Origin of the sequence: Acinetobacter sp. YH12076 (assembly GCF_013419525.1) — a bacterium.
GTDB classification, from domain to species: domain Bacteria; phylum Pseudomonadota; class Gammaproteobacteria; order Pseudomonadales; family Moraxellaceae; genus Acinetobacter; species Acinetobacter amyesii.
This window is the reverse complement of the sequence record NZ_VOZY01000004.1, coordinates 128,651-142,391: the sequence shown is the minus strand read 5'-3', so window position 1 is coordinate 142,391 and position 13,741 is coordinate 128,651. Positions and strand designations below refer to the sequence as shown.

9 protein-coding genes are annotated in these 13,741 nt (G+C 38.6%); 3 read left to right on the top strand and 6 right to left on the bottom strand.

Annotation, left to right across the window (positions count from 1 at the left end; all coding sequences use genetic code 11):
• Positions 1–49: 49 nt before the first annotated feature.
• Both FTU22_RS05175 and FTU22_RS05170 read right to left on the bottom strand, forming a co-directional pair.
• Positions 50–1,270, bottom strand: a complete 1,221-nt coding sequence (locus FTU22_RS05175) for an OprD family outer membrane porin (protein ID WP_180034916.1) — start codon at positions 1,268–1,270, stop codon at positions 50–52.
• Positions 1,271–1,504: 234 nt separating this feature from the next.
• Entirely contained in the window at positions 1,505–1,810 is a 306-nt protein-coding gene (locus FTU22_RS05170; RefSeq protein ID WP_373886240.1) for a GNAT family N-acetyltransferase, read from the bottom strand.
• Positions 1,811–2,648: 838 nt separating this feature from the next.
• On the opposite strand from FTU22_RS05170, the gene FTU22_RS05165 reads away from it, so the two are divergent.
• Positions 2,649–4,175 (top strand): fumarate hydratase, encoded by a 1,527-nt coding sequence (locus FTU22_RS05165; protein ID WP_078189659.1) that lies wholly within the window; start codon positions 2,649–2,651, stop codon positions 4,173–4,175.
• 66 nt (positions 4,176–4,241) lie between these two features.
• Here FTU22_RS05165 and FTU22_RS05160 read toward each other — a convergent pair whose 3' ends face one another.
• The 4 genes from FTU22_RS05160 to tig form a co-directional block, all read right to left on the bottom strand.
• Entirely contained in the window at positions 4,242–4,955 is a 714-nt protein-coding gene (locus tag FTU22_RS05160) for a DUF2846 domain-containing protein (RefSeq protein ID WP_180026011.1), read from the bottom strand.
• A gap of 163 nt (positions 4,956–5,118) precedes the next feature.
• Positions 5,119–6,429, bottom strand: coding sequence for an ATP-dependent protease ATP-binding subunit ClpX (gene clpX, locus FTU22_RS05155; RefSeq protein ID WP_111884049.1), 1,311 nt, complete (start codon positions 6,427–6,429; stop codon positions 5,119–5,121).
• Positions 6,430–6,458: 29 nt separating this feature from the next.
• Entirely contained in the window at positions 6,459–7,064 is a 606-nt protein-coding gene (clpP, locus tag FTU22_RS05150) for an ATP-dependent Clp endopeptidase proteolytic subunit ClpP (RefSeq protein WP_180093311.1), read from the bottom strand.
• 194 nt (positions 7,065–7,258) lie between these two features.
• Positions 7,259–8,590, bottom strand: coding sequence for a trigger factor (gene tig, locus FTU22_RS05145; RefSeq protein ID WP_078192708.1), 1,332 nt, complete (start codon positions 8,588–8,590; stop codon positions 7,259–7,261).
• A 273-nt stretch (positions 8,591–8,863) separates the two neighbouring features.
• Here tig and FTU22_RS05140 point away from each other — a divergent pair, with 273 nt between their 5' ends.
• Together FTU22_RS05140 and FTU22_RS05135 are read left to right on the top strand one after the other, a co-directional pair.
• Positions 8,864–11,038, top strand: a complete 2,175-nt coding sequence (locus FTU22_RS05140; protein ID WP_180024439.1) for a TonB-dependent receptor domain-containing protein — start codon at positions 8,864–8,866, stop codon at positions 11,036–11,038.
• A gap of 313 nt (positions 11,039–11,351) precedes the next feature.
• Positions 11,352–13,676 carry a TonB-dependent siderophore receptor gene (locus FTU22_RS05135; protein WP_180024440.1) on the top strand — a complete coding sequence of 775 codons (2,325 nt, stop codon included), beginning with the start codon at positions 11,352–11,354 and terminating at the stop codon, positions 13,674–13,676.
• Positions 13,677–13,741: the final 65 nt, after the last annotated feature.

Sequence of the window (13,741 nt, the reverse complement as noted above, 5' to 3'; positions counted from 1 at the left end):
TTTTATTTCTCTATAAACTTATTAATAAATTAATCTGATCAGTTTTGGATTAGAAAATTGGCATGGTATAGGTCAAGTAGATACGGCTTTGTTCCTGCTTGGTTCCTGTACTTTTTTTGAATTTTCCGTATTGAGCGGTAAAACCTAAATTTTTGAATTTGCCTTCCGGCACTTTATAACGCAAGGTATAGTCAATTTCGGACTCAGTTGCACAACCACATTTACCAAAGTCACGTCCTTGTACTTTCAGGAACGATACATTTAAGCCTTTTAAGTATTGATTATTGAAGTCATATCGATAGCCATACCATGTGGACTTTTCGCCTGCATTAGTAAAGTTCTGCAACAAACGATTTGTTGGCAAATAAATGAACGTACCATCCGCACCATTATCTAAACTGCCCTGATTCATATGCAGAAAATCGCCATCATCACCAATTTTTTGCGCGCCAAATTGCAGCTGATGATTTTTAAATTTGTATTTGAAGTCTACACTGGCTGTCTGATTATCTACTTTGGCACCATAGCCTTTTTCACCACGCTCATTAGCTCCAGTCGCTTGAGTATCAAATAAACGTAAGTCCGTATTAAAACTCTGGTTTTCACTGAATGGAAATTTGTGTTTCACGCCGATAAATTGCTGTACATAAAAATCATCTAGCTCACCTGCATAGTACTGTAGCGTTAAATTTTTATTGGGCTTCCAGTCCGCACCGCCAAACATAAACCCATCACTGGTTTCGGTCGCGCCTTTAATAGAAAGCTTTGACGCATCTCGTGATGCACGTGGAATTGCTTTAGTGACGTAACCACCCGTTAAAGTCAATCCCTTTACATCTTTAGAAGTGACTTGACCACCTAAATAGGCAGATTCGAGCAAGCGAGCAAAGCTTCGACTTAAAATGGGCAAATTAGGGCGTAACTCTCCGACTTTTACATCAGTTTTCTGATAGCGCGCTTTTAAAGTGGGATATGCACGTGTCCAATAATTTGTTGGACTACCATCACCCTCTAAAGGAAACATCAACGAATTTTTGGCTTTATCTTTACTGCCGTCTAAACGTATACCTGCTGCCGCAGTCGCATCTAAACCAAAACCGACTTGACCTTCGGTAAAGCCAGATTGATAACTCAATTCAATACCTTGTCCCCAAACTGTCGAATCTTTATCGTTAGGCTCTTGATCTTGATCAAAATAATAATTTTTAAAATCTATTTCTGCTTTACTATCTTTAATAAATTCTGCTTGTGCTGCCTGCATTGTCAGCATGGGGGTGAAAACCATACAGCAGATGAGTGCTTTGTAATTCAACGTCTAACCTCTTTGGTCCTTGAGAAATACTGCAATAACCTAAAGACTCTGTATGACAATACACTTGCAATCCCATGACAATTACATGAAAAAATAAAACAAATGTTAAATATAAATATTTGATAATATAAAAATTAAAGTTTTTTTTGTTTTTAAGCACTTAAATACGAAAAAAGTTGACCATTAAAAGGACTACAAGCACTCCATTTTTTGACTGCTAAGCTCTAAGTCTGATTTTAAAGGAGATTGCTCAAGAACTTTTATAAAACCTTGTTTAGAATAAAATTGAATAGCTCGTAAATTACTTAATTCAACACGAAGTACAATTTTTATATAACCTTGGTTTGCTGCATATTTTTTTAGATTAGATATTAAAAGATCAGCAACACTCTTCCCCCGATAATTCTCATACAACCACATTGCAACTACAGTAAATTCATGCTGTTTATCAATAGTACCTCCAACCATGCCTACAGCTCTCATTCCGTCATATGCCAATAGAAACTGGCATAGTGTTTTTTGCGCCGCTCTATCATGCTATTCAGAATCACTATGAGTTTTAGTTTTTTCATATGTTGCTGTAAATACATCAAGACTGTCATGTAATGCTTTGAGCTGTAAATTTTTCAGTATCTCCCAATCTGATTCAACAGTTTAACGTACAGTAACCGAGCTCATTTTTATTTTATTTCTCAATTAATTACTTCAAAACTTAGTATTTATAATTAAAGTTTTGTAAAAAATTGAAAGCTATAGCGATCAACGATGATTATCACTCTGACGCAAACTAATGCCAAGACTAAAAATTAGCTATTACTCATGATTAGATTTGAAGATTTGAAGATTTGAAGATTTGAAGATTTGAAGATTTGAAGAAGAATATTATTTTTATAAAAATTAAAGCAAAAAAAAGAAGATAAAGCTTTAGGCTTGATCTTCTTGTTGACCGTAGAACCAAGTTGCTGCGATAAACAGAGAAAAACCAATAACTGACAACACTGGAGTAACCATATATTTCACACTCTAACTTTGATGACGTCATTATGTAAAAGTTTTATGACAGTTATATGACAAATATGAAATATTCAAAAATAATAAATATTATTTAATTTCAAAATCTTAGAAACAAAAACAAATCTTCTCCTCTAGTTATGTGACAAATATTTCATAAAATATGACAGTGAAAACGTCATTTTTAGGATATTGATGACAGCGAGACATGGCATGTTAAACCCTATTAAACTTTCGGCCAAAGATTAAGCGAAATACCCACACAACTGTGTTTTTGTCTTATAATTTAGCCCGCTAGCTATCAGCCCGCTCAAGAGATATTTGTATGACAACTATTATCAAGCAAGATGACTTGATCACATCGGTAAAAGATGCGCTTCAGTTCATTTCTTACTATCACCCACAGGACTTCATCCAAGCGATGAGCCGTGCGTATGACCGTGAAGAAAACAAAGCCGCAAAAGACGCGATTGCACAAATTTTAATTAACTCTCGTATGTGTGCAGAAGGCCATCGTCCTATCTGTCAAGATACGGGTATTGTGAACGTATTTCTTGAAGTGGGCTTAGACGTTAAATTTGATTTAACCATGAGCCTAGACGATGCAATCAACGAAGGTGTACGTCAAGGTTATCTTGAAAACTCAAACATTCTTCGTGCATCAGTATTAGCTGATCCTGCTTTTGGTCGTAAAAATACCAAAGACAACACCCCTGCTGTAATTCACTACAAACTCGTTCCGGGTAATAAAGTTGATATTACTGTTGCTGCTAAAGGTGGTGGTTCAGAAAATAAATCTAAGCTTGCAATGCTTAATCCTTCTGACTCTATCGTAGATTGGGTACTTAAAACTGTTCCAACAATGGGTGCAGGTTGGTGTCCTCCTGGTATGCTCGGTATCGGTATTGGTGGTACTGCTGAAAAAGCCATGATGCTTGCAAAAGAAGCATTGATGGAAGAAATCAACATGGACGAATTACTTCGTCGTGGCCCACAAAACCAAATCGAAGAACTTCGTATCGAAATCTTCGAAAAAGTAAATGCTTTAGGTATTGGTGCTCAAGGTCTTGGCGGTTTAACGACTGTTCTTGATATCAAAATCAAAGACTACCCATGTCACGCTGCGGGTAAACCAGTAGGTATGATTCCTAACTGTGCTGCAACTCGTCATGCGCATTTCCAATTAGACGGTTCAGGTGTAGCGCATATTCAAGCGCCTAGCCTTGAAGACTACCCTGCAGTGACTTGGGATTCATCAACGTCTAAACGTGTTGACTTAGACAACATCACTCAAGAAGAAATGAACTCTTGGCAACCAGGTGACACACTACTTCTTAACGGTACAATCTATACGGGTCGTGACGCTGCGCACAAACGTATGGTTGACATGTTAAACAAAGGTGAAGAACTTCCAGTTGACCTAAAAGGTAAATTTATTTACTACGTTGGCCCTGTTGATCCAGTCGGTGACGAAGTCGTCGGTCCTGCTGGCCCAACAACTGCAACACGTATGGATAAGTTCACACGTCAAGTGCTTGAAGCAACTGGCATGTTCGGTATGATTGGTAAAGCTGATCGTGGTCCTGCTGCTGTTGAAGCAATCAAAGACAACAAAGCGACTTACCTCATGGCTGTCGGCGGTGCTGCTTACTTAGTATCAAAAGCGATTCGTGAAGCTGAAGTTGTAGCATTTGCTGACTTAGGTATGGAAGCGATCTACAAATTTGTTGTAAAAGACATGCCTGTATCGGTAGCCGTTGACGTAAATGGTACTTCTGTTCACGCAACAGCACCAAAAATCTGGCAAGCAAAAATTGGTAAAATCCCAGTAGTTGATGCTGCTGCGAACTAATTTCGCCACATTCAAGATCTAAAAAAGCACCCCATGGGGTGCTTTTTTATTGTCACTGTTTAGATTCTACCAAGTTAATGGATTCCACAGTTTAAAAGGCTTGGTCAACTGCACATCTTCCGCAGGATCATAATGAGGTGCCTTCAACTTCTGCGCACTTTTCCGCACTTTTCCAGTGTTTTGATCTTCTGCCACAAAGTTAAAACTGTTGGATTTCAACTCTGTAAATGCGATTTCATTTCGACCAATTTTTTCAGGCATGAGCAGCAATGGCCCTGAAACCGTTCTTTTACTGGATAAATTCTCTTCATCATATTTAATGAAGTAAGTTTGACCTGCTTCAACATCAAAGTCTAAATATTTAGGTTTTTGAAAATGATTCACCCCCAAAGGGCGACTCGATGATAAGCGGTAATTCCCCGCCGGTAACTCCACCCAGTAATAATGATTATTCAATAAACTTGGAATACGCTCACTGTTCAGAAATAAGCTGCTGGCCACAATTTCTTGACGATTCCATTTACTGTCTGGACGATATAAATACACAATCGCTGCTTGATCATGTTGAGCTTTCACTTCTTGAAAATGTCGACCTTGTTTCTGATTGACCCAACCACCAATGGTAAACATACCCAATCGATATTGCTCAATATGACCCGGTTTACTTTCAGGATCCACGGGCTTTAATGTTGAAGCCAATGACGTTTGCTCAATGGCTGATTTTCCATGACAACCCAGCAGCGCTACACTGCTTAAAAGTAGAATTGCAACTCCACGCATGATTATCCCTCACTGCGTCTTTTTTTATTTTTACACTTTTGTTTTCAGTTTTTTACATTCAGGCATCCACGCCATCCTGCTGAGATTAACATTCTGCCTTTATTTTTGGAAATAAAAAACGTGTGCAAATCTTGGATTTACACACGTTTCAGACGAATAGCGCTTAAGCAGATTTAGAGTTCACAACTTTTAAATCTGACTTCGGTGCAGCTTCTTCAGTTTTCTTTGGTTGACGTTCTGATTTAAATTCAGGTTCCGCTTCACCATTAATCACCGCTTCATTGATGACAACCGTACCCACATCTGAACGACTTGGTAGGTCATACATCGTTTCAAGCAATGAATTTTCTAAAATCGAACGTAGACCACGCGCACCCGTATTACGGTCAAGGGCTTTTTTAGCCACGGCACGTAATGCTGAGTCTTCAAATACAAGGTCAACATTTTCCATTTCAAATAAATATTGGTACTGACGTGTCAATGCATTTTTTGGTTCTGTCAGAATCTGCATCAATGCTTCTTCGTCGAGTTCTTCCAAGGTAGCAATCACAGGTAAACGACCAATAAATTCAGGAATCAGACCAAATTTAACCAAATCTGTCGCTTCAACTTGGCGGAATAAGTCAGATAATTTTTTAGTTTCATCTTTCTTACGCACTTCAGCTGTAAAGCCGATACCACCTTTTTCTTGACGCTGCTGTACGATTTTCTCTAGACCAGAGAATGCGCCACCACAGATAAACAGGATATTTGAAGTATCAATTTGAATAAATTCTTGCTGCGGATGCTTACGACCACCTTGAGGCGGAATCGACGCAACCGTACCTTCGATCATTTTCAATAACGCTTGCTGAACACCTTCACCCGATACATCACGAGTAATAGATGGGTTTTCAGACTTACGGGTAATTTTGTCGATTTCATCGATATAGATAATGCCCTTTTGCGCTTTTTCTACATCGTAATCGGCTTTTTGAAGGAGTTTTTGAACAATGTTCTCAACGTCTTCACCCACATAACCGGCTTCAGTTAAAGTCGTTGCATCTGCCATCGCAAATGGCACATCTAAAAGACGCGCAAGTGTCTGAGCAAGCAGTGTTTTACCTGAACCTGTTGGTCCAACCAACATGATGTTACTTTTCGAAATCTCTACACCGTCTTCTGGTTTTTTACCACTGGTGCCAACTTTTAGGCGTTTATAGTGGTTGTATACCGCAACAGAGAGGGTCTTTTTCGCAACATCTTGACCAATCACATATTGGTCAAGCGCAGCACGGATTTCATGCGGTTTTGGTAAAGGACGAGTTGCCCAGTCATTTGATTCAACTTGCTGACTGGTCTGAACTAGGTCAAGACATACGTCCACACACTCATTACAGATGTACGCGTCCTCACCTGCAATCAGTTTCCCGACTTCAGACTGCGTTTTACCGCAAAATGAACAATGCTTTTGTCCTTGAGGATGTTCGGACATATTCACTCCAATAATTAATTCTTTAAAACTTATGGGCGTTTAGATAAAACTTCGTCCACAAGACCGTATTCTTTCGCAGCTTGCGCTGTCATAAAATTGTCACGGTCAGTATCTCGAGCAACAGTTTCGTAGTCTTGACCACTATGCTCTGCCATTAAACGATTTAAACGTTCTTTGATGAATAGAATTTCACGTGCATGAATTTCAATGTCAGATGCCTGACCACGGAAACCACCGAGTGGTTGGTGAATCATGACACGGGCATTTTCAAGACAGTAACGTTTGCCTTTAGCACCGGCGTTAAGCAGGAATGCACCCATCGATGCTGCTTGCCCCATGCAGTAAGTCACAATATCAGGTTTAATAAATTGCATGGTATCGTAAATCGCCATACCTGCAGTAACCGAACCGCCTGGTGAGTTGATATATAAATGAATATCTTTATCTGGGTTTTCTGCTTCTAAGAACAACATTTGGGCAACAATCAAATTTGCCATGTTGTCTTCAACTTCACCGGTTAAAAAAATCACACGTTCACGCAAAAGGCGTGAATAAATATCAAAAGAACGCTCGCCACGAGATGACTGTTCTACCACCATTGGCACTAGTGCGTTTTCAATTGTTGGAACATACATACGTTATTTATTCCTAAATTTTTCTGACTCAACCCATAATTCACAATATGAGGGATATTTGTCGAAATTGCAAAAGATTCCCAATTAAATAACAGATATTTTTTTCATAAGCATTGTGAAATCAGGACAACTTATTTGGGGGCAAATTTCGATAAAAAAAGGCGCTTAATGCGCCTTTTTTTGAAAGCTAGAAATTAGCCTTGTTGACGAGCTTGTTGCTCTTTCAATAAGTCTTCATAGCTCACAGTTGTATCAGTTACTTTAGCAGAAGCTAAGATGTGATCTACAACTTGGTCTTCTAGAATAACAGCTTCGATTTGAGCACGTTGCTGTTTATCGTTGTTGAAGTATTCAATTACTTCTTTAGGATCTTCGTAAGAAGAAGCCATGTCTTCGATGTAAGCATCAACACGTGCAGCATCAACTTCAATTTTAGCATCAGCTAATACTTTGCTGACTAATACGCCAAGTTTAACTGATTTTTCAGCTTGCTCTTTGAATAGGTCATCTGGAAGCATGCTTGAATCAAACGCTTTAGCGCCTTGAGCACCAAACTGTTGAGTGAATTGTTGGATCATTTGTTGACGTTGACGGTCAATTTCTTGAGCAACCATTGCTTCTGGAAGTTCTACTTCGTTTGCAGCTACAAGGGCATCAAAAGTTGCACCTTTCACTTGGTTACGAAGACCGTTTTTCACTTCACGTTCCATGTTTTTACGCACGTCAGCTTTCAGTTTTTCAACGCCTTCTTCTTCAGTTAGACCGAAGATTTTTAAGAATTCAGCATCAACTTCTGGAAGTTTTTGTTTTTCAACAAGCTTAACAGTGATTTTGAATTGAGCAGCTTTACCAGCAAGGTTTTCAGCTTGGTAGTCTTCAGGGAACGTTACATCGATAACTTTCTCTTCGCCTTTCTTCATACCAACGATACCGTCTTCGAAGCCAGGGATCATACGACCAGAACCAAGAACGAGTTTAAAGTCTTCAGCAGCGCCGCCTTCAAACTTCTCGCCATCAACAGTACCTTCAAAGTCGAAAGTTACTTGCATGTCTTTTTTAGCCATGCCTTTAGTTTCAACCCATGAAGCGCGTTGTTTTTGAAGATTTTCAATCATCTTCTCAACGTCTTTGTCGTCAACTGAAGTTGTTTTACGTTCAACTTCTAGACCTTCGAACTTAACTTCAACTTCTGGATAAACTTCTACAGTTGCTTCATAAACTAAAGCATCATCTTTCATTTCAGTTTTTTCAATGTTTGGCATACCAACAGCATTGATTTTTTCTTGTTGGATCGCTTCGAATACTGTGTCACGAATGATGTCGTTTACAACTTCTTGATAGATACCAGCACCGTATTCACGACGAACAACGTTTACAGGTACTTTACCTGGACGGAAGCCGTTGATCTTCACAGTTTTGGCAGTGCGTTTCAAGCGAGCTTCAAACTGCTCGTTAATACGGCTCGTCGGTACAGATACATTTAAACGACGGGCAACGCCCGAAACCGCTTCAGAAGTTACTTGCATGGCTTCCTCGATAATTTGTTAGTTAAAACAGTTTTAAAAAAAAGTGCCACATTATATGACAACAATTAAAGATATACAAAAATGGATTATAACACTATAAATTCAGGCATGGATGCCCTTCTTATTTTTAGAATTTTTCAGCTTTTTTCGAAGAAATATTGATTATTTTTTAATTCACCATTGAAAATGAGAAACTTTCTCACTATTATTCTTAATGATATTTTTTTTAATTTATTTTCATATATTTATCTTGTCCATATTTGGTATTCTTTTATGAGTAAATTTAATCTCAACCCTCTTTCCGCTGCTTTATTTGGGGCAATTGTAACTACTACGAGTTTCGCACATGCTGAAACGACTGAATCTCAAGCTCAACAGATGGAAACCATTGTTGTTTCTGCAGCGGGCTTTGAACAAAAGATCAAGAATGCTCCTGCTTCAATCAGTGTTGTTACAAAAGCAGACATAGAAAAGAAAAATGCTTCTAGCATCGCAGATTTACTAGCTGACATTCCGGGCATTGATATTCGTGACGGTATTGGTAAAACATCCGGCTTAAACGTAAAAATGCGTGGTCTAGGTAATGACTATAGTTTGGTTTTAATTGATGGACGTCGCCAAACAACATCTTCTGACGTAACTCCAAATGGTTTCGGTGAATCATCAAATGGTTACTTACCACCCCTTGCTGCAATTGAGCGTATTGAGGTCATTCGTGGTCCTATGGCTACTCGCTATGGCTCAGAAGCAATGGGTGGTGTAATCAACATTATTACTAAAAAAGTGTCTGATACATGGACTGGTAATGTTACTGTGAGTGGTAATCTCATGGAACATAATGGGGAAGCCGACTCAGCAAAAACCAGTTTTGTTTTAAATGGCCCTCTTATAAGCGAACGATTAGGGATGCAGCTACGCGGTTCTTATTTGGACCGTCAAAAATCTGAACGTATTCCAGGTACATCTGGCCGTGACCCACGCCCAAGTGAAGCAGATAATTTTGATTTTGGTGGTAAATTATCCTTTAACTTAGATGATAAAAATAGTTTCTGGTTAGATGGCTTCCATTCAAGTCAAAACTATAAAAATGATGATAATCGACTGGGCACTCAAGACACACCGAGCCGTGCTAATGGTTATAAAGACGAACTAGAATTTAACCGTGATCAAATTTCTGCTGGACATGAGGGTAACTATGATTTTGGTAAATGGTCATCTTACGTAAGCCATACAACTACTGAAACCGTAGGCCGTACTATTCCACGAAACACATTCCCATTAAATGCATTTGCAGGTACAGATCGTACATTAGAAAACACTGACTTTGTTGCTGATACACATATCGTCATGCCTATTGCAGATCATAAAATCACAGTAGGTGCCGAATATAAAGAAGCAGAAATTGCTGACGATATTGCGGGCGTGGGTTCAAAATTCAAAAAAGACTCATTATCTTTCTACGCTGAAGATGAATGGCGCCTTTTAGATTCAGTTGCTTTAACTTTAGGTGGACGTTATGAAGATCATTCAGGTTTTGGTGGTCACTTCAGCCCACGAGCATATTTAGTTTGGAATACTAATGAAAATCTAACACTGAAAGGTGGTGTAAGTACGGGTTACAAAGCACCTTCTGCAAAAGCATTACACAATGGCGTGATTAGTGTTAGTGGTCAAGGTGCAACTTTTGGTGTCGGCTCTCCTAATCTTAAACCTGAAGAATCCACCAACTATGAATTAGGCTTTAATTATAACAAAGGTAGCTTTGACTTAACCACAACGGCATTCTTTAATAAAATTGAAGATCTGATAACTGATGGAGCTGACCTTTGGAACTGTTACTCTGAAACAAATCCAAACCAAGCAGGTTGTGTCAGCTATGGTTCCCATATTACTCAAGATAGTTTTTCACAAAGTATTAATGCCAATGAAGCAGAAACTAAGGGCGTTGAAGTTAGCTTGAAATACAGCATTATCCCTGAATGGGATATTAAAGCTGCATATACCTATATGGAAAGTGAGATCACAAAAGGTGAAAATAAAGGCTCGTACCTAAATAACGTACCCAAAAATGCTTTTAATATGACATCTACTTGGCATATTAATCCTTCACTCGATGTTTGGTTACAGCATGAGTATAAATCTGATCGTAAACGTTATAGTACAGTCCAAACTGCTGGTGATGCTGGCATCATTTATGCTGCAACTGGCAATAAGTTGAAGGGGTATAATTTATTTAACCTCGGTACAAGTTATAGCCTTAACGACAATATTCGTATTAATGGTTCTGTAAATAACTTATTAGATAAAGACTTCACAAGCAATGGAACTTATATCAATAGCCAAGGTGTAGAGACATCTTACTATGACTACATGACTATAGGTTCTTCAATGGCTGGAACTTACTTAGCTGGTCGTAACTACTGGTTATCCATTTCTTATGATTTCTAACTTTTAGTACTTATAAAAGACAAAACTAAAAAACCTGCTTCGGCAGGTTTTTTTGCATTAACAATTACGATTTATGCTTATTCAATTCACAATCATAGCTTTATTTATAATCTCAATTAAATATAAAAAAACAATATATTTTATCAATATTAAATAAAAACATAGCCTTAATTAATACTTGTTATATCATTACATTAAATACTACTATCACAATATGATTATTTATCGTGATTTACAATTACATAAAGATGTAAGAACAAATAAGAATCATTATTATTCGCATACAAATTCACTATTCCAAATCGGGTTCGAAATGGCCTTCATTAAAACACGTAAGAAAATTGTTTCATCAGCAATTGCTTCTTCTCTTTCTGTTATTGCCGTTAATGCAATCGCACAAGAGCAAGTTACTCAACTTCCAACGATTAACCAAGAAGTTGCTGCTGAAAAAGCACCAAGCTTAAAAGTTGATAAATCTGCGAATGCTAAATTTGTTGCTCCACTTCTTGATACACCAAAATCAGTATCAGTGATTTCTAAGCAACTGATTGAAGACACGCAAGTCACAACTTTAAGTGATGCTTTACGTACAGTACCTGGAATTACCCTCGGTGCTGGTGAAGGTGGTAACCCAAATGGTGACCGTCCATTTATTCGTGGTTATAACTCTGAAAGCTCAATGTATGTTGACGGTGTACGTAACTCAACTTCTCAAAACCGTGAGATGTTTGCTGTAGAGCAAGTAGAAGTTACCAAAGGTTCAGCTTCTGCTATGGGTGGTGCAGGTACTTCTGGCGGCAGTATCAACATGATTTCGAAAGTTGCGAAAAAAGGTGACTTTTTAGAAGGTTCAGTTGCTGGTGGAACAGATGCTTATGCACGTGTGACGCTTGATGGCAACAAAGATTTTGGCAATGGGATTGCTGCACGTGTTGCCGTTATGGGCCACATGAATGAGAAAGCTGGTCAAGCTGATGGTGCTGAATACAAACGTGCTGGTATTGCCCCTAGTATTACTTTCGGCTTAGACACACCTACTCGTGCAACTGTTGGCTATTACTATCTAAAATCGGATGATACACCTGATTCTGGTGTGCCATATAACAATCCATTTGGCGCACCTAAAACTGGTGAAATGGACTACCGCCCATTAAACGGTAACGGTAAACCGATTGATGTCAAACAAGGCATTTACTACGGTTGGAAAGATCGTGATTTCCAAAAACAAGAAAATCATATTGGTACAATTAAGTTAGAACATGACTTAACTGACAACTTGACATTGACTAATACTGCTGTTTATAGCAAATCAAAAAATGACTATCTATGGACAAACCCAGACGACTCAAAAGGTAACTTTTTTGATAAAGCAACAGGCCAAGTAACAGGCAATGTATGGGCACGTGCAAACTCACGAGTTGCGGATACAGATGGCTTTACTGATCAACTGGCTTTAACTGGTAAATTTGACACAGGCTTTTTAAAACATCGTTTTAATTTGGGCGCAGAATATTCAGCTCAAGAAACAGATCGTACCCAGTATATTATTGACGGCAAAAACTCGACAGGCTCTGCACATCAATCTTGTCCGGCAGATTCGATCGCAAATGGTTGGTGTACATCAGTGCAAAACCCTGACCGTGGTAATTGGACAGGCTCTTTAAGTACTGCTGGCGCAGATCTTTATAATATCGAAACTAAAAATACTTCAGTATATTTCCTTGATAGCATTGAATTACACCCACAATGGATCTTAGATTTGGGTGTACGTTGGGATGATTACTCAACAGAGCAAACGATGACTTATGGTGCGCTCAACAGCAATGTGACCTCAAATCCTGCTAAAGCTCAAGCTGGCGATAAAGTATCAATCAAAAATGAAAAAGACTTTATTAACTGGCAAGCAGGTTTAACATTTAAACCAACTGAAAATAGCAGTATCTATGCAAGCTATGCGACATCCTCAAATCCAGTCGGTGTTGATGGTGGTGATGGGTCAGAAGGTATTACTGCAGCAATCGAAAACCTTAAACCCGAAGAGGTTAAAACTTACGAGTTAGGAACGAAATGGGATGTATTAAACGACCGTTTAAACTTAACTGCTGCAATTTTCCGTACAGAAAAAACCAATACACGTGCAACAACAACAGAGGGTACTACAAGCAACATTGGTGAAACACGTGTTGATGGTATCGAACTTGGTGTTACTGGTAATGTAACTGATAAGTGGGCTGTAATGGCAGGTTATACCTACTTAGACAGCGAATTAGTTGACGGTGGTTTCACCAAAGTCGGTGACGACTATGTTGTAAATCCAAGCAATGGTAACCAAGTTCAAAACGTTGCGAAAAACTCAGCAACACTTTGGACAACTTACCAAGTCCTTCCACAGTTCACAATTGGTGGTGGCGCTACCTACATGGATAAAGTATTTGGTAATGCTACCAATACAAAATGGGTTCCAAGCTACGTACGCTACGATGCTATGGCGCGTTATACCGTTAACAAAAATGTGGATTTACAGTTGAATGTAAACAACCTTTCTGACAAACGCTACTTCACTAAAGCGTATGCCTCACACTATGCAACTGAAGCAGAAGGCCGCAGTGCAGTTCTATCTGTTAACTTTAAATACTAAGAAGAAATAAATACCATAAATAATTTATGGTATTGACTCAAATAGCCTCGCTTCGAGGCTATTTT

Bases quoted from the DNA above. Each gene is read 5' to 3' on its own strand.
- FTU22_RS05175 (WP_180034916.1), bottom strand. From the start codon at position 1,270: ATGCTGACAATGCAGGCAGCACAAGCAGAATTTATTAAAGATAGTAAA.
- tig (WP_078192708.1), bottom strand. From the start codon at position 8,590: ATGCAAGTAACTTCTGAAGCGGTTTCGGGCGTTGCCCGTCGTTTAAAT.
- clpP (WP_180093311.1), bottom strand. From the start codon at position 7,064: ATGTATGTTCCAACAATTGAAAACGCACTAGTGCCAATGGTGGTAGAA.
- clpX (WP_111884049.1), bottom strand. From the start codon at position 6,429: ATGTCCGAACATCCTCAAGGACAAAAGCATTGTTCATTTTGCGGTAAA.
- FTU22_RS05165 (WP_078189659.1), top strand. From the start codon at position 2,649: ATGACAACTATTATCAAGCAAGATGACTTGATCACATCGGTAAAAGAT.
- FTU22_RS05160 (WP_180026011.1), bottom strand. From the start codon at position 4,955: ATGCGTGGAGTTGCAATTCTACTTTTAAGCAGTGTAGCGCTGCTGGGT.
- FTU22_RS05140 (WP_180024439.1), top strand. From the start codon at position 8,864: ATGAGTAAATTTAATCTCAACCCTCTTTCCGCTGCTTTATTTGGGGCA.
- FTU22_RS05135 (WP_180024440.1), top strand. From the start codon at position 11,352: ATGGCCTTCATTAAAACACGTAAGAAAATTGTTTCATCAGCAATTGCT.